This is a genomic window from Cetobacterium sp. NK01, from assembly GCF_024506395.1.
Lineage (GTDB): Bacteria > Fusobacteriota > Fusobacteriia > Fusobacteriales > Fusobacteriaceae > Cetobacterium_A > Cetobacterium_A somerae_A.
Genome location: NZ_JANIBO010000001.1, coordinates 154200 through 180816, shown reverse-complemented (window position 1 = coordinate 180816; position 26617 = coordinate 154200). Strand labels below are relative to the sequence as shown.

The 26617-nt window shown below is 26.6% G+C and carries 27 protein-coding genes; 21 read left to right on the top strand and 6 right to left on the bottom strand.

Annotation, left to right across the window (positions count from 1 at the left end):
- The first annotated feature begins 132 nt into the window (after positions 1 to 132).
- From udk to NON08_RS00810, 16 genes are all read left to right on the top strand, one after another.
- On the top strand, positions 133 to 765 hold the full coding sequence (gene udk, locus NON08_RS00885) for a uridine kinase (RefSeq protein WP_256689655.1): 633 nt from the start codon (positions 133 to 135) through the stop codon (positions 763 to 765).
- A 4-nt stretch (positions 766 to 769) separates the two neighbouring features.
- Positions 770 to 1387, top strand: coding sequence for a deoxynucleoside kinase (locus NON08_RS00880; RefSeq protein WP_256689654.1), 618 nt, complete (start codon positions 770 to 772; stop codon positions 1385 to 1387).
- A 100-nt stretch (positions 1388 to 1487) separates the two neighbouring features.
- Positions 1488 to 2099, top strand: a complete 612-nt coding sequence (locus NON08_RS00875; RefSeq protein ID WP_256689653.1) for a LysE family translocator — start codon at positions 1488 to 1490, stop codon at positions 2097 to 2099.
- Between the two features lie 33 nt (positions 2100 to 2132).
- Positions 2133 to 3188, top strand: a complete 1056-nt coding sequence (gene mnmA, locus NON08_RS00870) for a tRNA 2-thiouridine(34) synthase MnmA (protein WP_256689652.1) — start codon at positions 2133 to 2135, stop codon at positions 3186 to 3188.
- Between the two features lie 143 nt (positions 3189 to 3331).
- Positions 3332 to 4159, top strand: coding sequence for an SIR2 family protein (locus NON08_RS00865; protein WP_256689651.1), 828 nt, complete (start codon positions 3332 to 3334; stop codon positions 4157 to 4159).
- Positions 4160 to 4344: 185 nt separating this feature from the next.
- Positions 4345 to 5121 carry a hypothetical protein gene (locus NON08_RS00860; RefSeq protein WP_256689650.1) on the top strand — a complete coding sequence of 259 codons (777 nt, stop codon included), beginning with the start codon at positions 4345 to 4347 and terminating at the stop codon, positions 5119 to 5121.
- 19 nt (positions 5122 to 5140) lie between these two features.
- Positions 5141 to 5926: a RelA/SpoT domain-containing protein gene (locus tag NON08_RS00855; RefSeq protein WP_256691200.1), complete on the top strand. Its 786-nt coding sequence runs from the start codon at positions 5141 to 5143 to the stop codon at positions 5924 to 5926.
- A 51-nt stretch (positions 5927 to 5977) separates the two neighbouring features.
- A complete protein-coding gene (gene cls, locus NON08_RS00850) occupies positions 5978 to 7399 on the top strand; it encodes a cardiolipin synthase (protein ID WP_256689649.1) in 1422 nt (473 codons plus the stop codon).
- A gap of 9 nt (positions 7400 to 7408) precedes the next feature.
- Positions 7409 to 7912, top strand: a complete 504-nt coding sequence (locus tag NON08_RS00845) for a molybdenum cofactor biosynthesis protein B (protein ID WP_256689648.1) — start codon at positions 7409 to 7411, stop codon at positions 7910 to 7912.
- Positions 7913 to 7921: 9 nt separating this feature from the next.
- On the top strand, positions 7922 to 10450 hold the full coding sequence (locus tag NON08_RS00840; RefSeq protein ID WP_256689647.1) for a PD-(D/E)XK nuclease family protein: 2529 nt from the start codon (positions 7922 to 7924) through the stop codon (positions 10448 to 10450).
- Entirely contained in the window at positions 10451 to 13525 is a 3075-nt protein-coding gene (locus NON08_RS00835; protein WP_256689646.1) for a UvrD-helicase domain-containing protein, read from the top strand.
- Between the two features lie 26 nt (positions 13526 to 13551).
- A complete protein-coding gene (locus NON08_RS00830) occupies positions 13552 to 14514 on the top strand; it encodes a thiamine ABC transporter substrate-binding protein (RefSeq protein WP_256689645.1) in 963 nt (320 codons plus the stop codon).
- Positions 14514 to 16019, top strand: a complete 1506-nt coding sequence (locus NON08_RS00825; RefSeq protein ID WP_256689644.1) for an ABC transporter permease — start codon at positions 14514 to 14516, stop codon at positions 16017 to 16019. Before NON08_RS00830 ends, NON08_RS00825 begins: the two co-directional genes overlap by 1 nt.
- A gap of 15 nt (positions 16020 to 16034) precedes the next feature.
- Positions 16035 to 16661 (top strand): nucleoside recognition domain-containing protein, encoded by a 627-nt coding sequence (locus NON08_RS00820; RefSeq protein ID WP_256689643.1) that lies wholly within the window; start codon positions 16035 to 16037, stop codon positions 16659 to 16661.
- On the top strand, positions 16661 to 17200 hold the full coding sequence (locus NON08_RS00815) for a spore maturation protein (RefSeq protein ID WP_256689642.1): 540 nt from the start codon (positions 16661 to 16663) through the stop codon (positions 17198 to 17200). The genes NON08_RS00820 and NON08_RS00815 overlap by 1 nt, the downstream gene beginning before the upstream one ends.
- 11 nt (positions 17201 to 17211) lie before the next feature.
- On the top strand, positions 17212 to 18111 hold the full coding sequence (locus NON08_RS00810; protein WP_256689641.1) for a S66 peptidase family protein: 900 nt from the start codon (positions 17212 to 17214) through the stop codon (positions 18109 to 18111).
- Positions 18112 to 18169: 58 nt separating this feature from the next.
- Here NON08_RS00810 and NON08_RS00805 read toward each other — a convergent pair whose 3' ends face one another.
- A complete protein-coding gene (locus NON08_RS00805; RefSeq protein ID WP_256689640.1) occupies positions 18170 to 18709 on the bottom strand; it encodes an HdeD family acid-resistance protein in 540 nt (179 codons plus the stop codon).
- A 293-nt stretch (positions 18710 to 19002) separates the two neighbouring features.
- Here NON08_RS00805 and gltS point away from each other — a divergent pair, with 293 nt between their 5' ends.
- The 3 genes from gltS to NON08_RS00790 all read left to right on the top strand — a co-directional run bounded on the left by gltS (position 19003) and on the right by NON08_RS00790 (position 21586).
- Positions 19003 to 20202, top strand: a complete 1200-nt coding sequence (gltS, locus tag NON08_RS00800) for a sodium/glutamate symporter (protein ID WP_256689639.1) — start codon at positions 19003 to 19005, stop codon at positions 20200 to 20202.
- A 31-nt stretch (positions 20203 to 20233) separates the two neighbouring features.
- The gene (gene murI / locus NON08_RS00795) at positions 20234 to 21031 is read left to right on the top strand and encodes a glutamate racemase (protein ID WP_256689638.1); all 798 of its coding nucleotides are present in this window, start codon (positions 20234 to 20236) and stop codon (positions 21029 to 21031) included.
- Between the two features lie 123 nt (positions 21032 to 21154).
- Positions 21155 to 21586, top strand: a complete 432-nt coding sequence (locus tag NON08_RS00790) for a hypothetical protein (RefSeq protein ID WP_256689637.1) — start codon at positions 21155 to 21157, stop codon at positions 21584 to 21586.
- Between the two features lie 134 nt (positions 21587 to 21720).
- Here the strand turns inward: NON08_RS00790 and NON08_RS00785 are convergent, their stop codons facing one another.
- Positions 21721 to 22089 (bottom strand): hypothetical protein, encoded by a 369-nt coding sequence (locus tag NON08_RS00785; protein WP_256689636.1) that lies wholly within the window; start codon positions 22087 to 22089, stop codon positions 21721 to 21723.
- A gap of 321 nt (positions 22090 to 22410) precedes the next feature.
- Here NON08_RS00785 and NON08_RS00780 point away from each other — a divergent pair, with 321 nt between their 5' ends.
- Positions 22411 to 23001 (top strand): DUF4269 domain-containing protein, encoded by a 591-nt coding sequence (locus NON08_RS00780; RefSeq protein WP_256689635.1) that lies wholly within the window; start codon positions 22411 to 22413, stop codon positions 22999 to 23001.
- A 12-nt stretch (positions 23002 to 23013) separates the two neighbouring features.
- On the opposite strand, the gene NON08_RS00775 is transcribed toward NON08_RS00780, so the two are convergent.
- From NON08_RS00775 to NON08_RS00760, 4 genes are all read right to left on the bottom strand, one after another.
- Complete coding sequence (locus tag NON08_RS00775) at positions 23014 to 23268, bottom strand: hypothetical protein (RefSeq protein ID WP_256689634.1); 255 nt, start codon at positions 23266 to 23268, stop codon at positions 23014 to 23016.
- A gap of 11 nt (positions 23269 to 23279) precedes the next feature.
- Entirely contained in the window at positions 23280 to 23582 is a 303-nt protein-coding gene (locus tag NON08_RS00770; RefSeq protein WP_256689633.1) for a hypothetical protein, read from the bottom strand.
- Between the two features lie 67 nt (positions 23583 to 23649).
- Positions 23650 to 24222, bottom strand: coding sequence for a hypothetical protein (locus NON08_RS00765; protein WP_256689632.1), 573 nt, complete (start codon positions 24220 to 24222; stop codon positions 23650 to 23652).
- Between the two features lie 77 nt (positions 24223 to 24299).
- Complete coding sequence (locus NON08_RS00760) at positions 24300 to 24857, bottom strand: YiiX/YebB-like N1pC/P60 family cysteine hydrolase (RefSeq protein WP_256689631.1); 558 nt, start codon at positions 24855 to 24857, stop codon at positions 24300 to 24302.
- Between the two features lie 216 nt (positions 24858 to 25073).
- Between NON08_RS00760 and NON08_RS00755 the strand changes: the two genes are divergently transcribed.
- Entirely contained in the window at positions 25074 to 26555 is a 1482-nt protein-coding gene (locus tag NON08_RS00755) for a mechanosensitive ion channel (protein WP_256689630.1), read from the top strand.
- Positions 26556 to 26617 lie beyond the last annotated feature (62 nt).

Below are 26617 nucleotides of genomic sequence, written 5' to 3'. Positions count from 1 at the left end.
ATCGTAAAGTATACATCAAAAAAAATATATAGTCTATATTTATATTATAATTTATTTTTTTTTAAAAAGTGTGCTATAATATACAAGATATAAAAAAATGTAAGCAGTAACACTTAAGGAGGAAAACAAAAAATGAAAAATTGCATATTGATCGGAGTAGCTGGAGGAAGTGGAAGCGGAAAAACTACAGTAGCACATAATTTAGTAAAGGCTTTCAAATCAGAAGATGCAGTACTAGTTGAGCAAGATGCTTATTATAAAGAGCTAACTAACTTAACATTAGAAGAAAAAGCAGCTGTTAACTTTGACCATCCAAATTCAATAGAGTTTGATTTATTAAAAGAGCATTTAACAAAGCTTGTAAATGGAGAATCAATAGATAGACCAATATATGATTTTACAACACACTCTAGAAAAGAGGGATGCGTAAAAATTCATCCATCAAAAATAATAATAGTTGAAGGAATTCTTATTTTTGCAGTGCCTGAAATTAGAGAACTTTTCGATGTTAAAATATTCGTAGATACAGATGCAGATGAGATGATTTTAAGAAGAATTGAAAGAGATATGACAGAGAGAGGAAGAAGTTTTGAATCTGTTAAAAATCAATATTTAAAAACTGTAAAACCAATGTATTTAGAGTTTTGTGAGCCAAGCAAGAGATATGCAGATGTTATAATTCCAAGAGGTGGAGAAAACAAAGTTGCTATTGGAATGGTAACAAGTAATTTAAAAAGATTCCTTCAAAAAGGAGTGTTAGGATAAAATTATGAAAAATGTTATCTGTATAGAAGGAGTTGTTGGAGCTGGAAAAACAACTTTAGGAGAGTTATTAGCTAAAGAATTATCTATAGAGTTTTTTCAAGAACCTTATATAGATAACCCTTTTTTAGACAAATTCTATTCAAATAAAGAGAGATACTCTTTATTGAGTCAAATGTACTTTTTAAATAAAAGAATAGAGATTATAGAGGAAGCTTCTAAATTCAATGGTTGTATAATGGATAGAAGTATCTATGGTGATTATTTATTTGCTAAGATGCATTTAAGAAATGGATTTATGACAGAGGATGAATTTTCACTGTATCAATCTTTTTGGGAAAAACTGATATCAGCTAGAACTAATCCTTTATTAATTATTTATTTAGAAACGAGTGTTGACAATGCTGTAAGAAAAATACATGAAAGAGGAAGAGATTTTGAACTTGGAGTGGAAAAGGAATACTGGAACTCTTTAAATGAAGAATATTCTAATTTTTTTGATGAGTATAATGGATCAGTTGTTTTAAAGATAAATATAGATAATATGGATATAAGAGATAATGAAAAGGATAGAAAATTATTTTTTGATATAGTTAAAGCTAAATTAAAAGAACTAAACCTGTAAGCTCCCAATTAAAGGAAATTGCTTTCTATTTCAGTAGAATTATGCTAGAATTGATAAATGAAAAAACATTTATAGAAATACACTTTTGAGGAGAAAAATCATGATTTTTTTGAAAGGGATTATAACAGGTTTAATATTATCACTTCCCTTTGGACCAGTTGGCATTTATTGTATGGAAAAGGCCATGATCGAGGGAGAGAAAAAAGCGTATGTATCAGCGCTAGGAATGGTAACTGTAGATATAATCTATGGAATCATATCATTTCTATTTATAAGTAGAGTTGAAAGTTATGTTATTAAATTTGAAACTCCGCTAAAAGTATTGATAAGTGTATTTTTAATCTTCGTAGGAAGTAAAAAGTTTTTTGGAAAACCAAAAGTTAAAGAGGTTGAAGACGACAACTTTACTTTAGTTCAAGATTATTTTGAAACTTTTTTATTAGCAATATTTAATATCTCATCAATTCTTGTAATAGCAGGGATTTACACGTTACTTGGGATATTAGATAGTCCTATTAGAGAGATGACAGTATTAGAGTTAGGAACTGGAATTGGAATTGGAGGAGCATCACTTTGGTTTACAACAATCTTTTTAATATATCATTTTAAAAAGAAAGTAACTATGGATATTCTTTTAAAACTAAGCAAACTTTCAGGGCTTATAATTCTAATCTTTGGAATTGCAACTATTATATTTGCCTTCTACAAATAATAATAGAATATTTTATTAAGGATGGTAATATTTATGAACTTAGAGTTTAATAAAGAAAACGAAAACAAGGTTATAGCAGTGGCTATGAGTGGAGGAGTAGATTCGTCTACAGTGGCTTACCTTTTAAAAAAACAAGGTTACAAAATTTTTGGTGTAACAATGAAAACTTGTGGAGAAGAGGATAAGGATGCTAAAAGAATATGTGATGATTTAGGTATCGAACACTATCTTTTAGATGTAACAGAGGATTTTGGGAAAGAAGTTATTGACTATTTCGTAGATGAATATAGCTCAGGAAGAACTCCAAATCCGTGTATGGTTTGTAACAGAAAAATAAAATTTGGAAAACTTATCGAGTTTGCAAAAGAGTTAGGAGCAGAAGCACTAGCAACTGGTCACTATGCAAATATCATTGATGGTACATTAGCTATTGGTGATGATATGAATAAAGATCAAGTTTATTTCTTATCGCAAATAAAAAAAGAGAATTTAAAATATATCATTTTTCCTATTGGAAAAATGGAGAAGCCATCTGTTAGAGAATTAGCTAAAGATTTAGGTGTAAGAGTTTATGCAAAAAAAGATTCTCAAGAGATATGTTTTGTTGAAGATGGAAAGTTAAAAGAGTTTTTAATGGAAAAAACTGGTGGAAAAATTGGAAAGCCAGGACAAATTGTTAATCTAAAAGGGAAAGTTTTAGGAAAACACAATGGATTAGCATTCTACACAATAGGACAAAGAAAAGGATTGGGAATAGCATCAGCAAACCCACTTTATGTTATAGAGTTAGACAGAAAAAATAACAGAGTCATTGTTGGAAGTAACGAAGATCTTATGAAGAATACTCTAATTGCAAATCAACTGAACCTATTTTTAGTAGAGGATGTAAAAGAGTTAGATGGAATGGATTGTTTTGTAAAAGCTCGTTCTAGAGATAAATTACATCCATGTAAAGTAAAAGTAGTGGATAAAGATACAATAGAGATTTTATTTACAGAGGATAACGTAAGAGCTGTTACTCCAGGACAAGGAGCAGTTTTATATACTGAGGATGGAAAAGTTATCGCAAGTTCTTTCATAATTAAATAGAATTTTATGACCTGTAAGTAATAAACTATTATTTACAGGCTTTTTTTTACTTTTTTTTAATAATATACTTGTTAAATAGATAAAATTAAGATATACTTATATTGCCAAAGTGTTTTATTTTTTAAAGAAAGAGAGGTGTTACTATGAGTTTTTTCAATAAATTTAATGATACAGATAAAATTAATCTTTTTTTAGGTGATTTTTTAGTAAGAAACGCTGGATATCCAACAAGAAGAGAGTTAGCAAAACTGTTAATGAAAGATATGAAAGAAAATATAAAAGGTTATATAAGAGATGAAAATTCTTTATTTCAAGTTAGCCAAGTTTACTTAGATGGAGTTGTTAGCAGTAGAAGTTCATTATTGAAAAAAATCAAAAATTTGTACGAAACAAACAGAGAAACTGCAGAGGTACTAAATATTTTCTCTGAAAGTAATAAGATTAATGCTGTTTTTTCAACAGATTATGATATAGTTTTAGATGATATAAATTCAAACAAAGTAGTTAAAATACTACCGACAGATGAAGAGTTGGCAATGGCATCGAATGGAGAGGTTAAGCATTACAAAATCCTTGGGGATGTGAATAGACACGAGAAGATTTTTGTTTCTATCCAAGACTTTAGAAAGTTAAAAGTTTTAGATTTCTACAAAAACTTTTTTAGAGGTATTAAAGAGGATATAGAAAATTATCCAACGCTAATTTTAGGATTAGACTTAAATAACTCAGATTTTATAGATATGCTAGAGGCTGTATTAACAGATGTAAATACTAAAGATGTTATTTACGCTGTAAGTAATTCAAATGTTTTAAAAACAAAAACAATTGAAAGATTAAATGAGCTAGGAGTAAAACTTCTGCCGCATAGTGAAGAGGAGTTTTTTAAAGAACTAAAAGGATATTTATGTTCAAACTCAATGGATGAATCTGAATTAAAAGAGGCATATATTGGAAAAAAGCTCTTTCGGTAACTTCAGAAAATTCTGATGAAATAGTAGATGAAGTATTTTTAAAAGAGGAAGTAGTTAATGAAGAGACTACAGAGATTTTAGAGATTAGAACAGAATCTGAAGAAAATACAGATATTTCAACAGAAGAAGAGAAACAAGATGAAATAAGAGATCCAAAAGTATTAGATGTTAAGAATGAAGATTTTATGATTCTAGAGAGTGCCTTAGAAATAAGGTATAGCTCTTTAAAATTGGATAGGTTACCAATTGAATTTTCTACGATAAAAGATATGAAAAATCAAAACCTAATAAAAACTTTTGGGGTTACCGATTTAAAAGTTGAGGAACTACATATAAAAGACTGTCATAGTAGAATAGTTGAAATAAACAGAAAAAAATATTTAGAACTAAAAAACAGAGAGTTTAAATTAGGTTTAGAGATTGATTTAAAAGAGGATGGATCTTTTAATACAGTAATAAATAATTACTATTACAAGATATATCAATGCAGTAATATCAAAAGATTTATGTTCAATATAAGATTTTTAAAAGAGATCTTTATGGGACATCTTATCCAGCTAACTGGAAAATTGGTTACAGGGAAGGTATCTTTTGAGAATAGAATAGAAATTATGAAGTTAGATTTATTAGAAAAAGAGATTTTAGGATTAGAGGAAATAAAAAAAGAGAAGTTATTACAAGAAGAAAACTCTTTGTATTCTCTTGCTTTATTAAATCTTATTGATAAAACTCCAACACTTCAAAGTTGGGTAAACTTTAGATGTAACTTAGATAAAGTTCAGTTAATTGAAGGAGATAGAATATCTGTTGAAAGAATTCACATTATTAAAGGAAATGACTTTAATATTAGAGAGAAAATAGTTACACTTACATCAGTAGAAAAAAGAGAGATAAAAACTACTGAAGCAGTAGCTTATAGAAAAACTTGTGAAATTTCATTAGAGAAGATACCTAGAAAATAATAAAGAGGTGTTTAATTTGATATTAGATAATACAATAGACAGAGAAGAATTTTTTAAAGCTTTCTGTATAACAGAGGAGTATTTTCACTCAACTGGTCTTAACTGGGATGAGCTTATGAAAATTTATGCTGACTATATAAAATTAGTTCCTTATTTAGAAAAAGAAGCTGAACACATAGTATCTAAATTAATTGATAGTGAAGGAGTTCACTCAGTTAGAAGAAGAGTAAAAAGAGCAACACATCTTATTGAAAAAATCATAAGAAAAGGTAGAAAATACGCAGATCGTGGAATAAATGTAGAGAATTACAAGGAGATTATAACTGATCTTATTGGAATACGTGTGCTACATTTATTTAAAGATGACTGGCGTGGAATTCATTGTGAAATAACAAAATTATGGGATACAAAAGAAACTCCTCAAATAAATATTAGACGAGGGGATTATAATATCCAAGATCTCAAAAATACAATTCAAGATTTAGATTGTGAGATTATAGTTAGAGATCACGGTTATAGATCGATACACTACTTAATAGGAGTTCCAGTTACAAAGCAAGATGAAGTACTTGTTGAAATTCAAGTAAGAACAGTTTTTGAAGAAGCTTGGAGTGAGATTGATCATTTAATGAGATATCCTTACGATGTAGATAATCCAATTATAACTGAATACTTAGGTATATTTAATAGAATAGTTGGAAGTGCTGATGAAATGGGGATGTTTATAAAAAAAATAAAAAAAGAGTTTTCTAATGGAAAAGGTTTAGAAGATAATTTTAGAGAGTTGGATTTAAAATTCAAATAAAAAGAAGAGTTTCGACTCTTCTTTTTTTCTAAAAAAGTTAGAGGTGACTAAATGAAAGAGATATTCATAGCATTAAAGGACTACTTAGGTTTTGTTAATATTGTATTTGCATGTATCGTTATATTTTTTGAAAGAAGAAGACCTGTTTTTACGTTGTTTTGGATAACAATATTATTGTTAACATCTTATTTTGGATTTATAATGTATCTATTTTTTGGTATTAGCTTTAAAAAACGTAGAGCTTTATCAAAATATTACCTTAAAAATAGTCATGATTATTTAAAAAATTTAAATAAAAAATCTATGGTTAGTATTAAAAAATGGATAGGATTAAGCAGATATTTAGATGGTGTTCTTTTAGGTAAGATGACACATAACAATAGTTTTACATTTTATCCTGAAGCTAAGTATTATTTTGAAAGTTTAACTCTGGCTATAAAAAATTCAAAAAAATCTATATATATGGAGTATTATATATTTGATGATGACGAGGTTGGAAAACCTATATATGATTTACTTTTAGAAAAAGTTAAAGAAGGGATAGAAATAAAAATAATTGTTGATGGGGCAGGAACAAGAGGAGTCTCAAAAAAAAGAATTAAACAATTGAGAGAATCAGGAATAATGTTTGAAGTTTTCTTTCCTTCGTACTTTCCTTTTGTAAAAGTTGGAAATCTAAGAGCAAACTATAGAGATCATAGAAAAATTGCTCTTATCGATAATAAAATATGTTTTTCTGGCGGATTAAATATAGGTAAAGACTATGTAGGAAAAGGACGTTTAGGAAATTGGCAAGATATAGGATTCTCTTTAAAAGGAGAAGCTATAATAGATTATCTTCATGAGTTTGAAAGAAGTTGGAAATTTTTAAAAAAGGATACCACAGATATATTTCAAACAATAACTTTTGATAAGAATGATCACAATGTAACTCCGATTCAAGTTGTAAGTTCAGGGCCAAACTATGAATTTCATACTATAAAAGATACGTTTTTGAGCCTTATCGTAAAAGCAGAAAAAAGTATTCATATAGAAACACCTTATTTTATACCTGATGAACCGATTTTAGATGCTTTAAAAGTAGCTTTAGTATCAGGCATAAAAGTTAAAATTATTATTCCAAGCGTAGGTGATCATGCTTTTGTATATTGGGCTAATCAGTATTTTTATGGAGAGTTAATAGAACTTGGAGCTGAGATATATAAGTATAAGTATGGATTTATACATAGTAAATTAGTTGTTATAGATGGGGAGATTGCTTTTATAGGAACAGCAAATTTTGATTATAGAAGTATGTATCAAAATTTTGAAATAAGTCTTTTAATCTTAGGAAACAATATAACTGAACTAGAAAATAGAATTGAAAATGATATATTAAACTCTAAAAAAGTAACTTTAGAGGATTATAAAAATAGAGGTAAAAAAGATAGAGTGCTTGAATCTATATCAAAATTGATGGCACCAATATTATAAGGAGGAGTTATGATAAGAGTAGCTATAGTAACACTAAGTGACAAAGGATCAAGAGGAGAGAGAGTAGACGTAACTGGTCAAAAGTTGAAAGAGATATTTGAAAAACATTTAAGTTACGAAACGGTTTACTACAATATGCTTCCTGATACTTACGAAGAGATTTGTGAAGAGTTAAAAAAATTGGCAGATGAGGATATAGCTGATTTAATAGTTACCAATGGAGGAACTGGATTTTCTAAAAGAGATGTAACTCCAGAAGCTACTCTTGCAGTAATTGAGAGAGAGGCTCAAGGAGTAGCTGAATATATGAGAGCTAAATCTTTTGAAATAACACCAAAAGCTATGTTAAGTAGAGCAAGATGTGGAATAAGAAAAGGAAGTATAATCTTAAATCTTCCAGGAAGTCCAAAAGGAGCTACTGAAAATTTAAATTTTGTAATAGACGCATTAGTTCATGGAATTGAAATATTAAAAGGTGCAGCTGTAGAGTGTGCAACACCTATTAAAAAATAGGAGGATTTAATGAAATTTGAATATATAAGCTATGGGGGGTCTTTAATTCAGGGATTGAAAAAAGATCCCTCTGTTGTGTACGTATTCTCTGATTATCCCTTAAAAAATAGTCAGAGAAAAGAGAGTAAGAGAAATATTTTTGAACCAGATCCTCTTTACTTAACAATAGATGAATTTAAAAGTATAGCTTTTAGTACTGATAAAATAATTTTAAGCGAAGCTAAGAGGTTTGTAAGTTTATATAATTATATGAAAAAAGAGTTCTCAGAGATAAATATAAATAATTATTTTGAATCAATTGAGTTTTCAGATAAATTTTTTAAATATTACACTGATTTAAATAGAAGTTTATGCAGCGATGAAATAGTATTAGAAGAGTGGCAAAAAAAATATTTTGATATCTTTACAAGGTTTAAATCAAAGTATGATATTTTTTTAAAAGAGAGAGGTTATATTCCAAAAGATTGGGTTGAGGATATAAGATATCTAGACCTTTCAACATTTAAGAAATATAAGAAAATAGTTTTTGTTGATATAGTTAATTTTACTCCTTTAGATAAACATATAATTTCAAAATTAGAGGAGTTTATTGAAGTTGTTATTCGTATTCAGGGAGATATAGGGGTTTTTGATGAAGAAAAATTAGAATTAAAAGATGTATATCTTCCAAAAACTCAAAAAGTAGATATTTCTATATTAGAGGTTCAAGATGAATTAGAATTAGTGGGAAATCTTTTAGATATTATGAAGATGAAAAATCATATGACTAATATATTTTCTCCAGAAGCTGAGACAAATGAATATTCTAAAATTTTTCCAAACAACTTTATGAGAGGAAGTTTTTATACTTTAAATGATACAAAATTTTTTAAATTTTTAAATGCTCAAAGTGAACTTATAGGAGCTATGGAACCTAGAATGGATAATCTTATTCCTATTAAAAAATTTTTAAATGGAATTAAAAATTTAGAGATGCAAGAGTATTATAATATATCAAAAGAGGATATGGAGTATATTTATAATCAAATAGATTGGGATTATAAATATATTGGTCAAGAAAGTAACGAGAAAATATCTCAGATTTATGAAGATATTATAAAAGTATCTAAAATTGAAAATATAGATAAGTTTATTACTTACTTTAATGAATTGTTATCTTTAGAACTGTTTAGAGAAAAGATCTATGTGGATTTTTACGATAAACTACAAGAATATATGGGCTATGCAAAAACTACAGAGATAATGTTAGAAGAAAAAGAGATAAAAAGTTGTTTTAAAAATGGTGGAGATATATTGAAGTTTTTACTTCAATACTTTAATAATGTTGAGATTATAAGAAATGATAATAGTGATGGAAAATATCTTATAAAACCAATGGAAAATTGTAAAGTTATACCATCAAGAGAATCAATTTTTATAAACTTGAGTACAAGGTATCTTCCAAGAACAAAAAGAGATACTCTTTATTTGACAGAGAAACAAAAAAAAGATAATGGATTTCCATATTACGAAAAGGAAAGAAAAGAGGAGAAATATCGATTTTATCAAAATATTTTAAAAAACAGGTTTAATACAATTATTTATATAAAAAATGAAAATAGCGGTGAGGGAATATCACCAATACTTTCTGAAGTTCTAAATAGATATAAAATACAAAAGCTTGAAAAAACAGTTTATAGTGAAGATATTTTAGAAAAATTAAAAGAGTTTAGATCTGCTGAGATACAAAGTTTTGTGCAAAGTGAGCTATTTAAAAATAGAGATGATTTTAAAAATAGACAGTTAAATTTAGGGCCTTATGACTATGATATTTTAATGAAGTGTGAATATCGATTTTATTTAAATAAAGTTTGTGGTTTAAACTCATTTGAAAAAGAGGATTCTTTAGGGATATCACTTAAATTTTTAGGAACTTACGTCCATGAGGTATTTGAAAAACTAACAGATAAAATGTGGAAAAAAATATTAAATGTATCGGATTATTCAATTACTTCTGAAGAAGTTGAGGAGTTGTTATATAAAAGTTTTTATGCCAACAGAAAAAGAATACCAATTTATTTAGATAATTATTTTATTCAGATATTGATACCTCGTTTTACAAGAAATGTTCTAAAATTTTATAAAGAGATAGAGAATATGTATATTGAAAAGAAAGTTAAACGTATAGAAAGTGAAAAAAATAGTAAAAAAGAGCCTTTTTTAAAAGGGGATGTAGAAGTTACCTTAAATGGTAGAGTTGACCTAGTTATTGAAACAACAACAAATAATCATATTATAGATTTTAAAACGGGAAATAAAATAGATAATCAGTTAGATTTTTATACTATTATGCTATACGGAGATGAAACTAATGCATTAAAATCTATATACAATGCTTTTGAAGGTAATATGGAGAATCAAGATAAAATAAAATTAACTAAAGAGCTTTTAAAAGAAAGACTAATAGAGTTTTTTAAAAGTTCTATATATTCATTAAGTGAGAAAAAAAGTGGATGTTTATATTGTGAATATGAAAATATCTGTAGGAGGGAGTTTTAGATGAAAGGGATAGTTTTAAAAGCAAGTGCTGGAACAGGTAAAACATATAGACTATCTTTAGAATATTTAGCTGCTCTTTTAAAAGGGGAAAATTATAAAAATATTTTAGTAATGACTTTTACAAAGAAGGCTACTTCTGAAATTCAAGAGAGGGTAATTCTATTTTTAGAGGAGATGTATAGAGATACAGAATCTAGCTTATATGAAAATTTAAAGAAACTATATCCTGAGATAGATCTTTCTTTTGAAAATATTAGAAAAGTTTATTATGAAGTTTTAGATAATAAAGATAGACTTAAAATATCAACAATAGATGGTTTTATAAATAATATATTTAAAAATGTTATAGCTCCATATTTAAATATATTTTCGTATGAAATTATAGACGACACGGAAAATACAGAGATTTTATTAAAGTGTTTTGAAAAAATTGTAGAAAATAAAAATGAATTTGATCGATTTAAGATTTTTTTACAAAATAGAACAGAACGTAACATAGAAAATTATTTAGATATATTAAAAAAGCTAATTGATAATAGATGGAAACTTATATTAATAGGTCAATCTCAAAGTTTAAATAGTAAAAATGAGCAAAATGGAGATATAACTATTGATAAGTTAATTAAACATCTTACAGATGCATTTTTATCTATAAAAGAGAAGAAAAAAGATGGAAAAGATCTATCTGATTATATGAATAAAGTTATAAAATGGATTTTAGAAAAGGATAAATCAAATCATATAGATTATGCTATTGATAATTGGAATGAGATTATTAAAAGTGATAAGTGTTGGGATGGACGTAGAGTAAAAACAACATCTAAAGTTGATCTAGATTGTGAAATTGAAATTCTACAAAAGGCTTTTATACAGTTAAAAGAAGAGATATCAAAAGAAGTTTTTAATAGAGAAATCTTAACTTTTGAAAAAGAGATATTATATTTTATTGAAAACCTATATTCGATATATGATGATATAAAATTTACTGAAAAGCGATTTACACACTTGGATATAAGTAGCTATATGTTTCAGTATATAGATAAAGAGGATATAAATCTTATAAAAGATGGATGTATAACTCAATATTTCAAAGATATATTTGATAGTGAATTTAAAACAGTATTTATAGATGAATTTCAAGATACAAGTGTTCTTCAATGGAGAATTCTAAAAGGACTTATAAATAGCTGTGAAAATCTTATTTGTGTAGGTGATGAAAAGCAAAGTATATATGGTTGGAGAGGGGGAGAGAAATCTCTTTTTGAAAATTTACCAAATATAATTGGAGTAAAAGAGGAGACAATGAGTGTTTCTTACCGTAGTTGTAAAAATATAGTTGATTTTACAAATGGGGTTTTTAATGGAGTAGCTGAAACATATGAAGAGATAGCAAATTTAGAAAACCATTCTTATAAATGGGAATTTACTCCTGTAGACGGAAAGAGTGATGAACTTGGATATTTTGAAGTCATAAGAAAACAAGAACTAGAAGAAGACGAAGTTGAAGAAGAAGAAAACATGGTAGAAACTATGGTTGATTCAATAGAGAATAATTTCCAAGGGAACTATGGAGGAATTGGAATTATTGCAAGAAGCAATAAACAGTTAAATGAGATTGCAACAGCTTTAAGTGATAGAAAAATTCCATTTGTTATAGATTCTAGTGATTCTATAATTTTTCATAGAGCAGTTAATCCAATATTTAAATTTTTAAAATTTATTGTCAATAGAGATATATTTTCTTTTCTTGAATTTTTAAGAAGTGATGTTGTTAAAATAGGAAATATTGAACTTAAGAATATTTTAGAAAATAAAGAGACAGTAGAGAAATATCTTTTTCTAAAAGAAGAGGTTATTTTAGAAAATAATTTTGATACCCTTTTAAATGTTTTAAATAGAGTAAAAAAGATAGTTGATAAAGGATTAGTAAATAGAAATTTTGTTTTAGATATTGTAGAGGAGTTTAATATAGGTCAAATTTTTTCTGGAAAATCAGATCTAAAAAATATCTTTCAATTTTTTGAAATGTCTAAGGAATACGAAAATATATTTGATTTTTATAATACGTTGATAGATGAAAAAGAAAATCCTAAGTTTAAACAGGTGTCTTTAGAAGAGGAAAAAGCGATAACTCTTTTAAGTATACATAAATCAAAAGGATTAGAGTTTGAAACAGTTTATTATTTTCACCAAGGACAAAGAAAAGGGTTAGAAAGTGGAGTACAATTTCATATAGATTTTAAATCACCATTTATTGAAATAGAAAATTTTATATTTGTAGATAAAAAATATGAAAAAGTTTTAAATTATTTAGGAGATGAATATAATTTTTTAAAAGAGTTAGAAATAAAACAGGAGCAAGAAGAGATAAATAATATTTATGTTGCATTAACTAGAGCTAAAAAAAATCTATTTTTAGTTATGGGTGAAAATGAAAATAAATATTTAAAGAACTCAATAGATGGACTATTTCATGTAAAGTGTGGTAAAATTAGTAGAACTGAAAAAAATGAGAATGCAGAAAGACTAAAAAATATAGAACTTTTAAATTCAATAGATTTTATTGAAAAAGGTGTTGATGAGTGTGAACAACCTAATAGAGCTCTATTAGTAGATATAGTAACTGAGGAAAAGAGAAGAGTAGGAAATGCCATTCACTATTATTTAGAGTTTATTATAAATAATAGTTTAGATGAACATAAAGAAGCGAGAATAAGAACTTATTCAAAATATGCATCTATAATAGGAGAGGAAAGATTGAAAAATATCCTTGATGGAGATAGTTTTAAAAAATTCTTCCAAGATAACCCTATTATTTTCTCAGAAGAGTGGGATTTTATATACCCAGAATATGAAATATATGATGAAGGACAATTAAAAAGAATAGATAGAATTATGATAAAAAAACCAACACCAAGTAGCAATGGAAAAATTCTTGTAGTAGATTATAAAACTGGAGGAATAAACCAAGCTCAATTAGATGAGTATATTGAAATTATAAAAAATCATCTTTCAAGATTAGATGAGATAGAAAATTACAATATATCTGGTGAGTTTTTAGAAATTAAACTATAAAAATTAACTATTAAAGAGGGGATGAAATGAAGAAAACAGTTTTAACAGGATTATTTTTAATGAGTTTAGTGTCATTTGGGGAAGAGATTGTAATTTATGGTCCAGAGTCAATGAAGTGGATAGAAACTTCAGCTGGAGAGATGTTTAAAGAGAAAACAGGAACAAGTATAAAGTATATTCCCATAGATGGAGTTATACCTAGAATGAAATTAGAAAAAAGAAATCCAAAAGCAGATGTAGTTGTAGGGTTAACAGATATCAATTATTTAGAAGCGAAAAAAGATGGTCTTATAAAAAATTATAAACCAATAACAGCTGGAAATATAGCAAAAGAAGAGTTTGTTATAGATAAAGAGTGGTCTGTAACTCCAATTGATTATGGAATGTTAGCATTAAATTATAACTACGATAAGATAAATAAAGATTTAAAAACTTTTGAAGAATTAAAAAATTATCCAAAAGAACTACTGGTTCAAGATCCAAGAAGTTTTACAGGTGAAGCATTTATGCTTTGGACTATAGGAGTTTATGGAGAGGACTGGTTAAAATTCTGGGAAAGTTTAAAACCAAGTATTTTAACTGTTTCTTCTGGATGGTCTGATTCTTTTGCTAAATTCTCAGTTGGAGAGGGAGCTATAATGAGTGGGTACGCATCAAGTTCTATATATTTCTATCAAGATGGAAACGAAAACAAGTATAAAAGTTACATCCCAGAAGAGGGAGGATATGTATATTTAGAAGGAGCTGCCTTAGTAAATAAAAAAGAAATTAAAAAATCAGCAGAAGAGTTTTTAAATTTTGTTTTAGAACCAGAATTTCAAAAGTTAGCTCTTGAAAAAAATTATATGTTTCCTGTTATAAATTATAAACTTCCAGAAGATTATAAATATGTACCAACAACAAATAAAATAGTTAGATTAGATGCTGAGTATGTAAATAAAAATATGGAAAATTGGAAAAAGCAACTAATTGAGGTATTGAAAAAATAATGAAAAAGAATAGAGCCTATAGTTATATATATCTTATTCTATGGGTAATCCCTCTAATATTTTTTATAAAGGATTTTTTTCATTTTGAAGAAATCAGAAGTTTAGAATTTTACGAATATTTTCAACTTTTTAAGATTTCATTTACTCAAGGTATATTATCAGTTATTTTTTCTACAATAATAGCTATAATACCTGCGTATTATATGAGTTATAAGAAAAACTTCTTTACTAAGATGTTAGAGGGATTGATATTTATTCCATTTTTCTTTCCTACAATATCTACAGTAGTTGCATTTACACTAATATTTAATTTACCAATTTTTAAGCACTTTAGTATTTTATACACTTTAAAAGCTATAATATGTGCAAATATTTTTTATAATAGTCCGATCATGATAAAGTATTTAAGTGAAGGTATGAGAAATATTCCTAAAAATATTATTGAGGCGGGAAAAATAGATGGTTTAAATGAAATTGGAATTTTTTTTAAGATTAAATTACCATTAATGTTTCCACAAGTTTTTAGAGGAATGTTTTTAGTTTTTATATATACTTTTGCTTCTTTTGGAATAGTTCTTGCATTAGGAGGTATTAGATACTCTAATTTAGAGGTTGAAATAGCTAATACACTTTTAAGAGATGCAAATTTTTCAAAAGCACTTGTTTTAGGTATGATTCAATTTTTCTTTTTAATTGTCTTAAATCTAATGGGAGATATCTATCCCCCTTATGAATTAAGGGATGAATATAGAGAGAAAAAAGTATCTTTAATGACATCTATCTTCTCTGTTGTTTATTTAGTTTTAGAGTGTTCAGTTGTTTTGATGGGGATATTTTATGGCTTTTATAACTATTATATTGGGAAGTTTTCTTTAGAAGGTTTTTATAGACTTTTTTCAGAGGATTTTAATATTTATTATCCAGTGTTACAAGGAATTAGAAACTCATTGCTTCTAGCATCGATAACACCTATATTTGTGATTATATTTACCTATTTATTACTTAAAAATTTTACTAAAGTAACTAGCGCTATTGTATTTTCAACTATGGGATTTTCAAGTGCATTTTTAGGTATAGCTTTGATATATATAAATATACTTTATGATATAAAATTGTGGATACTTTTAGTTATAGGATATTTTTTAGTTACAGTTCCAGTGGCATACTCATTTATGTATCAATATGTGAGAGAGTTTCCAAAAGATATATTAGATTTAGCTAAGATTGACGCACTATCTCCTTTAAAAACATTTTTATTAGTAGAGTGTCCAATTTTAAAAAATATATTTTTAGGAACTTATTTGCAAATATTTGCAATAATTTTAGGGGAGTTTACAATATCATATTCTATGCAATTGGGAAGAGATTTTCCAACAATTGCTTTAGTAAACTACTCACTTTTTTCAGATAAAAAACTTTTAGAGGGAGCCGCACTTTCCTCTGTAAATATTATAATAGTTGTTGTATTATTTTATTTATCAAATAAAATTACAGAAAAAGAATAAGAGGGAGGGATAACTATGATAAACGCGATATGGTTAGGACTTATATTAATTGGAATTATCATTTCTATGTTTACAGGAAATGTACAAGCAGTAACAGATTCTGTTATATCATCATCAAAAACAGCAGTAGAGATAGCAATTGGACTTATTGGAATAATGTCCTTTTGGTTAGGGTTGATGAAAGTTGCAGAAGAGGCTGGATTAGTAAGAGCTTTAGGGAGAGGTCTAAGACCAATAATGAAAAGATTATTTCCTGAAATTCCAGAGGATCACCCAGCAGTTGGAAGTATTGTTGCCAATGTAGCTGCAAACTTTTTTGGACTTGGGAATGCAGCAACACCTTTAGGAATAAAAGCGATGCAAGAGTTACAAGAGCTAAATGATAACAAAGAGGAAGCTACAAATGCAATGGTATTATTTTTAGCAATAAATACATCATCAGTTACTCTTATCTCTTCAAGTGTAATAGCTTATAGAGCAGCAGCAAACTCTGCTAATGTAACTGAAATAATTGCTCCTACAATTATAGCGACGGCTATATCAACCGTAGTTGCAGTTATATCATGTAAAGTTTTACAAAAATTACCAACTTTTAAAAGAGAAACGATTTTAAAATCAGATAGTACAGGAGGAGATAAATAATGTTTACATTAATAATGGAAAAAATATCACTGTATGCAATTCCTGTGATTATATTATTTATAGTTTCTTATGCTTATTTTGTGAAAAAAGTCAAAGTGTATGAGGTATTTTGTGATGGAGCAAAAGAGGGGTTTTCAACAGCAATTAGAATTATTCCATTTTTAGTTGCTATGTTAGTGGCTATTGGAGTTTTTAGAAGTTCAGGAGCTATTGATGTAATAATAAAATATATTAATCCTATTTTAGAGTTTATAGGTATGCCAGGAGAGGTTTTACCAATGGCTATAATGAGACCTCTTTCAGGTGGAGGATCAACAGGAATTTTAAATGATATTTTTATAACTCATGGTCCAGATTCAATGATAGGAAGAATGGCGTCAGTTATGATGGGGTCTACAGAAACAACGTTTTATGTTTTAGCAGTATATTTTGGAGCTGTTAGTATTAGAAAAACAAGACATGCTGTTGTTGCAGGACTTTTAGCTGACATAGCTGGAATCTTAGCAGCAGTATGGATTTGTAATCTTATGTTTAGTTAAAAGGTGATGCTATGAAAAAACTAAAAAAAGGAGATACAATAGGTTTAGTAGCTCCTGCAAGCAGTGTAAATAAAGAAAAGTTAAAAGATGCTATTAGAAACTTAAAAGAGTTAGGATTTAATATAAAGGTTGGAAAAAGTGTTGAAGAAGTTTGGTATTCTTTTGCTGGAACAGATGATGAAAGAGCAAATGATATCAATGAGTTTTTTAAAGATGAAAGTGTAGATGCTATAATGTGTGTTCGAGGAGGATATGGAGGTATTAGAATACTTTCTCTTCTTGATTATGAAAATATTAAGAAAAATCCAAAACCTTTTATAGGATATAGTGATATTACATCGTTACATATGGCTTTTTTAAAAAAATGTGAACTTCAAACATATCATGGACCAATGGCAGTAAGCAACTTTTCAAAAGAGTATAATCTAGAAACTTTAAATGATTTTCTTAAAGTTATGGATAGCGATGATAACTATGAAGTAAAAAACTTTGATGAAAAGATATATTTTTATAATAATTTAAAAGGAATAGGACAGTTAGTAGGAGGAAATTTAGCTGTATTAGTATCTAGTTTGGGAACAGAATATGATATAGATTACAACAATAAGATCTTGTTTTTAGAGGATATTGGAGAGTCAACATATAAAATTGATAGAATGCTGTGGCAGTTAAAGAATTTAGATATTTTTAATAAAGTTTCAGGAGTTATTTTAGGAGATTTTGCTAATTGTGAAAAATCTAGTGATGACGACATGTCTTTAAAGGATGTTTTTGATAATCATTTTAAAACTTTGAAAAAACCAGTATGCTATAATTTAAAATCTGGTCATTGTACTCCAATGCTAACTTTGGAATTTGGAAAAACAATAGAGTTGGATGGAGAAAAAGAAAAAATAATAGTTAGAAAATAACAAAGAGGGTAGAATATAAGTTCTACCCTCTTTTATTATATTTGGTTGAAAAAATTTATTACTGTGATCTTTTAAAGTAGAAAGCAGATAGTATAAGATTTGCTCCACTAAATAATATATACCAAGCTATACATAGGAATATAAATTGTTGTGAGAAAAATGGTAATGCTACTAAAAGAATACCAAATAACAAATCTATAATTCCAGAACCTAAACTAAAGTCAACTAAACTTGGAAATATTTTTCTATTAAATAAAATATTTAATACTATGAAAATTCCTTTAAATACCATAAAAATACCAGCATATATAATCATATATATTTGACTTGCAAAAGGAGTACTAAATAGTGAAATAGAGATAATAACTTCTAAAACACCTATGAAAATATAAAGCCCCCAATGAAAGTTTGGTACCTTTCTAAATTGAAATCCTTTAGTAAAATTTTTAACTCCACTAACTAAGAAAAATGCAGCCAAAATATCAACAAGATATATTGAAAATATAGTAGGACTAAAAATTCCAAAAATTCCAACTAAACTAAATAGAATTCCTGTTACTAAAAGATAGGTAAAAATTTTTTTATTAAACTCTTGCATAAAAAATCCCTCCTTGAAATTAAAACTATCTTCTACAGTTATTGTTCTGTTAAAAGTATAAATATCCTTTAAAAATTTTTTAGTGTAAAATTTAATTTCAATTTGTATTTATTTTAAAAAAATATTTCTTAAAAAGAAACTATAAATTGATACAAAAGCTCTATCGAAGACAGTTTATAAAATGTGTATATATATAAATCATAAAATATATATTATTTATATATTTGAAAATGTGCTTTTTGAGAAGTATACTTGTGCCAAGATGAAGTACAAAAATATATAGGAGGGATTTTATGTTTGAATATCAATTTAATATGGCAGAAACTTTAGCAGTAGCAGTTGTTTTATTATTACTTGGAAGATGGATTAAGAAAAAAGTTAATTTTTTTGAAAAGTTTTTTATTCCAGCTCCAGTAATTGGTGGAGTAATATTTTCGGTATTTACATTAATTGGTAGATTATCACAAACATTTACATTCTCATTTGATGGCGCATTAAAAGACCTTTTAATGATAGCATTCTTTACAACAATTGGATTTTTAGCAAGTTTAAAATTATTAAAAAAGGGTGGAATACAGGTATTTATATTTTTGTGTGTAGCAAGTTTGCTAGTTATTATACAAAATTTTGTAGGAGTAACTTTAGCTAAATTCTTTGGTCTAAATCCATTACTAGGAATTGCAGCAGGATCAGTTCCACTAACTGGTGGACATGGAACGTCTGGAGCGTTTGGACCAGTTCTTGAAGCAGCAGGAGCCACAGGAGCTATGTCAGTTGCTATAGCCTCAGCAACATTTGGATTAGTTGCAGGATGTATGATAGGTGGACCAGTTGCAAAAAGATTAATGCAACGTTATGGACTAGTTGGACATAAAGAAGAGGAGTTTTTAATTCCAGAAGAGGATTCAAAAGACGTTGTAAAAGAACAAATAACAGAAGAAAATTTATTCCATGCAATTGTTTATATAGTTATTTCTATGGGTATTGGAGGGCTATTAATACCTCTTTCTAAAAAGGTTGGAGTAGTTTTACCAGCATATATTGGTCCAATGTTAGTTGCAGCTATTATAAGAAACGTTATAGATAATAAAGATACAGAATTACCTTTACACACAATAAATGTAGTTGGAAACATCTCTTTACAACTGTTCTTAGCAATGGCGTTAATGTCAATGAAGTTATGGGAATTAGCAGCGTTAGCAATTCCATTAGTTGTAATTTTATTAGTTCAAACAGTTGTAATGGCATTATATGCTTATTTTGTAACATTTAGAATTATGGGGAAAGATTATGATGCAGCTGTTATGGCTTCAGGGCACTGTGGATTTGGAATGGGAGCAACACCAAATGCAATGGCTAATATGGAATCATTTACAGCAGCAAATGGACCTTCTCCTACAGCGTTCTTTGTTTTACCATTAGTTGGAGCATTGTTTATAGATTTTACAAATGCTTCTTTAATAACCGTTTTTATAAACATATTTGGAAAATAAAATAATTTAATCTAGAAAAAAGGAGGGCAAAGTGAAAATAGGTGTTTTTGATTCTGGCGTTGGCGGATTAAGTGTTTTAAAAAAAATAAAAGAAAAAATAGACTTTGCAGATGTAATTTACTATGGTGATAGTATAAATTCTCCTTACGGAAATAAAAGTATAGAAGAGATACAAGAGTTATGTTTAAAAATTGGGGAGTTTCTAATTGATAACCAAGTTAATATAATAGTTATAGCTTGTAATACTGCAACAGCAGCAGCTTTAGAGACTTTGAGAGAACGATTTACAAGTGTGCCAATAGTTGGAGTGGTTCAACCAGGAGCAACAATGGCTATTAAGCAGAGTAAAAACAAAAAAATAGGAGTTATATCAACTCCTTTAACAGCTAAAAGTGGAGTTTATGAAAAAGCAATAAAGGGGTTAAATCCAAAGTATGATGTTTTTCAAAAAGGATGTGATTTATTGTGTCCAATGATTGAAAAAGGCTGGGAAAGTAGTGAGAAAAATACAGAGATTTTAAAGTCATATATAAATCAACTTCCTGATGAGATAGATACTTTAATTTTAGGCTGTACTCATTATCCATTAATAAGAGAGGAAATTGAGAAAGTAGTAGATAAAAAAATAGTAGATCCAGCAGAAGAAACAGCTATGCATGTATTATTTGAATTAAATAGGTTAGCTTTAAAAAAAGGTGTAAAAAAGAGTAGAAAAGAAAAGATAAGTATAGATTACTTTATAACAGGAGATGTTAATAAATTTAAAGAGGTTGGAGAAAGATTTTTAGGAGAAAAACTTTCAAATATATATCAACCTTTAATAGGATAGTATATCAAAAGTAATGGCATTTGTGCCATTACTTTTTTTTATAAAATTTTAGTCAAAAAAAAGAAATAGAGAAACTTTTTAGTAGTATATACTAACAGATGTGGGATAAAAAGGAGGAGAGAAATGAGTAACTTAATAGACGAAAAGTTAAAAACAATTTATAAGATACAGCCATATCTAGTTTATATAGACAGTATATTTTATATCTCAGGATCTGTAATTCCAATTGATGAGTTTAAAAAGTATGTCGATAATATAAACTATATAAAAAATCATGCAGATGCTTTAGAAACTTATGAAAATTATACGAAAAATAGTCTTCATCTATTTTTTGATAGATATATATCTATATTTTCTGCAAAAGATATAAAAAAATATATCAATGAAATTTTTAAAGATAAATTGATTATAAATCGTTCAGATTTAATCGAAGGATTAGAAAATTATAATATTTTAAATGAAGAATTTATAGATCATTATATAGATAAGTCTATTTATTTTGATCAAATATCAGATAGGATAAAAAAGAATTTTTTAATAGATGATTTTGAGTGAAAACTTACAAAAAATGAACAAAAAACTTGAAATTAGTTGAAAAATGTGATATTATATATATAAATACGGGGGTATTAGATTTTAAAAAAAAGGCAACTTCAATGATGGGACATTGGAAGTTGCCTTTTTAGTTTTTAGAAAGTATTCTTATAAAGAATTTCATCTGGAAGCATATCTCTATCTACTTCTATTTCAAGAGAAACTGGTAGATTTTTTCCAGATTCAGTTTGTGTATATTTTGCCATTTCAGAAGCTAATTCTTCTAATTTAGCTTTATCTAATTTATCATATTCAGTTTTTGAAGCATCACCTTTTAATTCAATTTTTAACTCAATTTTATGATGATCTAAATCAACATCATATTCATGAACATTTATAGTTGTTTTTCCATCTGTTAAAGCAGGATATTTATTCATTAGCCCCATTTCAATCATATCCTCTTTAGAATTAGCAAGTGCTGTAACTGATAATAAAACCGTTAAGCTTAAAAGTAATTTTTTCATATATAAAACCTCCTAATTTTATAACTTCAAAAGTATTATTCTTAAATTTTTTTTATTTCCTTTTTTATGATAAAATTAGAATAAAAAAAACTCCTTTTGGGGAAAAGGAGTTTTTTATTAACACGGGGGAGTGTTAAAAATAAAAAAGATTAAAATAGATTTTTGGGGGGTATATAGATCTATTCAATCAAATTCGGTCTCAATATTATGGTACTATAAATGAATAAAAATGTCAAATATGTTTTTTTATAGTAAACAAAAAAATGATTAATGTTTTAAAATAGATATTTAAAGTCTATAAATAAACAAAAAAGGAGTGCTATGCAAAAAAATTTTAAAAATATAGAATATTTAAAAAATGGAAATTCAAAACAACAAAAAAGTTATATGATATTAAAAGAAATAAATATTTTTAATGCTTTAAAAGAGTTTTATCCTATTTTAGTTGGAACAATTCCCATTGGTATTGATATAGATAAAAGTGATTTAGATATAGTTTGCAAAATTAATCACCAAAATTTAAAAGAGTTTAAAGAGATTGTAATAAAAAAGTTTTCAAAGTTTAAAAATTTTAATTTGAAAGATACTTTTATAGATAACCATGTATTAGTAATTAATTTTTTTGTTAAAGATATAGAAATTGAAATTTATGCATCTCAATTAGATTCAATTTTAACTAATGGATATAAGCATATGATTGTAGAGGAAAGAATTTTAAAAATTGCTAATAAGAGCTTTAAAAAAGAAATAATAAGATTAAAAAAAGCAGGAATGAAAACAGAACCAGCTTTTGCAAGAGTTTTAAAATTAAAAGGGAATCCATATAATGAACTTTTAAAGTTTGAAAGTTTAGATGATAAAGAGATTGAAAAAATTCTTTTAAAATTAGAATATATAAAAAAGAGAGTATAGTTACTCTCTTTTTTATGCTACTTTTACAGATGACACAAGAAAGAACTCTTCACCATCGTATTCTGCTCTTTCAACATTTAATTTAATATTTTGATCTAAATTAGGGCTTTCTAAAAGAAAATAACAATGGTTATCCTCTTCTGTTAATGTTAATTGAAAATCATCACGCAAAAGTGAGAAAATATCATCTTCTAGCTCCGCAATAGTGTATTCAAAATCCTCCATTAAAAGATATAATGTTTCTGCAAAGTTCTTTGCATCTTTCATGTGTGCCTCCATTACTTTAAATTTATATAGTGTAAAAGATAAATACCAAATCGATCTAATTTATAACGATTTTCTCTAGATTCAGCTTTTATAATTAGTTCTTCTCTCAAAAGTATTTCATAATCCATTGGATAAAAAGTGTCTTTTATAGGAAGTAAAATATCTATAGTTTTAGTTTCTTCTTTAGAATTTTGTAATAAATTAAAATTATTTTCTATATCATTTTTCTGTGTTTTATAACACTCTTTAAGCACCTCATAGCATTTTTCTGGCAGTCTCTCTTTTAAATAGAAAAAATATTCTCTGTAATACATAATAAAACCTCCAAAATATATTTATATATGTTATATACCCAAATATAAAATAAATCCTTTAAAAAATTTATACCATATATAATATAGAAGAAACTAATATTATTATACCTGGAACTACAATTTTTTCAGTTTCAAATAAATAATAATTTGATTTAGAATCTTCTATTTCAGTTTCTATTGAGGGATGAAAACTACTAACTAAAGAATCTATAAAATCATTTTCAGAAAGTTTTTTTATCTTTAATTCTTCAGAAGTATAATCTCTAAAATTTAAAAATGTAAATTTTAAAACTCTTTGATTTTTATTATTAATAAAATCTTCACCTAAAATTAATGTTTTACTCATAATCTCATCATTATTTTCAACAAATTTTGGTTTTAAATTAAATCTGATAAGATTTTCAGGCTTAATATTTCCATATAGATTTTCAAAAAAAATTTTCTCACTAGGATTTAATAAATCACTTGTTCTAACTCCACTATCGTATTCCTCTATAGGTTTTTCCTTAGATATATTCATATGATTTTTCCAGATGTAAAATTTTTCTTGTAAACTAATAAGACAATAACCATCCTTAGGAAATATTTTTTTCAGTTTCTCCATTAGTTTAACTGATTCAATTGTAACTTGCCTATCCATTAACTTCTCCTTTTATTAAATAAAACTTCTTATAATTATACACCTTTTAAAAAAAGAGGTCAATAAATTAAAGTAAATTATAAATTAACTTGCTTTAAATGAGGAGAATTTAAAAAGTTATATGGAAAAACAATAATTCCTTTGTTAGAATCTAAATCTAATGTATATCCTAAATCTTTTGCAGTTTTATAATATAAAAACCAAACAAATTTAGAACAATAAAAATCACTATCCTTTTGTTTAAAAAAAGATGTTTTATATTTTCCATGACCATATTTTTCTACATTTTTTAAAAAAGCTTCTTTAAATTTTTGATTAAAATATGGGTATCTTAAAACAATAACTTCTCTATTAGGTTCATTTAACCAAGCATTAACGCTAATAGTATAATATTCACTTCCTGGCATCGGAAAATCTCCAATATGAGTATCGCTTATCATAACAGAACTATGCCCTAACCATGACATTGGATCAGTAATAAGTTTATCTTTAACAATAATATCACCGGTTTGAAGTTTATATGAATTAGAAATAGCTGTTTGAGTTGATTGCCATTTATAATTAGTATTTGAACATCCGATAATCATAAATAATAAAAAAACAAAAAGATAAAATTTCTTATAAAAAAAATTCATAAATAAATACACCTCCTTATATTAAAGTAATACCATAAAAAACCTAAAAAAGTAAACATTAAAAAAAGAAAATCAAAAAAATGATAGTAAAAAAAGTTATAAAATAAAACATTAATGAGGTGAGATTAATTATGATTTTCCCAATTATGAGTTTAATAGCGTTATTTATAATTTACTTGATTATAAACAAAATAATAGAAATCGGAGGGTGGTAAAATGGAAGAAATTAAGCTTTTAATTTTAAATAATGTTACTCTTAACATTATTGCATCAATTATTATTTTATTGGTGGGGTTAGCACTGGCTTCAGTTATTGTGAGTAAACTAGAACATATATTAACAAAAACAAAATTATTCTCTAATTTAGAACACGAAATCACAGGCAAAGAAGGTGGCACAAGTACTTCTGCAATAAAAATATTACTCAAATTTATATACTATATTTTTGTAATATTTATTATTGGAATAATAATGGAAAAATTAGGATTTAGTAGATTAGTAAATCCAATATTAAATCTTCTTGATCCAATATTCTCTTATATTCCTAATGTTTTAGGTGGAATTATATTGCTAATAATTGCAATTGTTTTAGCAAAATTGTCTCAAAAGTTTTCAGAATTATTTTTCATTAAACTAAAAATAGATGAAAAGATTCACTCTAAAGAAAATAGTGTATCTTTATCAAAAGTATTTAGCGAAATAATCTCTTTAGTTGTTTTTATACTTATATTACCAGGAGTTTTAGCAGCGTTAAAGTTAGATAAAATATTAATACCTATAACTGATATGTTAACTAAATTTTTAAATTATATTCCAAGTTTAGTTGCAGCAGTTTTAGTTTTAATAGTTGGATGGTTTATTGCTTCTAAATTAAGAGATATTTTAAAAGGCGTTTTAGATTCTTTTAAATTAGATGATAAATTAAGTGTTGATGGAAGAGTGTTATTTGAAGGAAAATTATCAAGTATAATAGCTAATATAGTATACATCTTAGTTTTAATTCCAGTATTTTCAGCTTCTTTAAATTATTTAGGATTAGATGTGATAATATCTCCAGTTATAAGCATGTTAAATATTTTATTTAACTATGTACCTAATGTTGTTGGAGTAGCATTAGTTTTATTAATTGCTCTTTATTTCGGAAGAATTATAGAAAATATTATTACTAATTTATTGATTGGATTAAAGTTTGATTCATATCTTGAAAAGGCTGGATTAAAAACTGTAGAGAATAATTATTCAAAATTAGTTGGAAAATGTTCAAAAATTTTGATAATATATTTTGCTATTATTCAATCAATAGAAATATTAAATTTTGGATCTTTACAAGATTTAAGCTTAAAACTAACACTTCTTTTAGGAGATATTTTACTAGGAGTTATTGTTATAGCAATTGGAATTATAATAGCCAATTATGTAGCTAAAATAATTAAAAATACAGAGCTAGATAATAAAGAGCAAATTGCTAATATAGCAAAAATAGCTATTATAGTTTTTGTAGGTGCTATGGGACTTAGACAAATGGGAATAGCAAATGAAATTATAAACTTAGCTTTCGGATTTACAGTTGGAGCTTTAGCGGTAGCTTTTGCAATAGCTTTTGGAATAGGTGGAAAAGATTTAGCAAAAGAAAAATTACAGAAGCTAAATTGTTGTAAAAAAGATGAAAAAACAGAAAACGATAAAAAAGAAGATTAACTAAAAAATCCTCCTAATAAAAGATTAAATCTTATTATTAGGAGGATTTTATTAATCTAAAG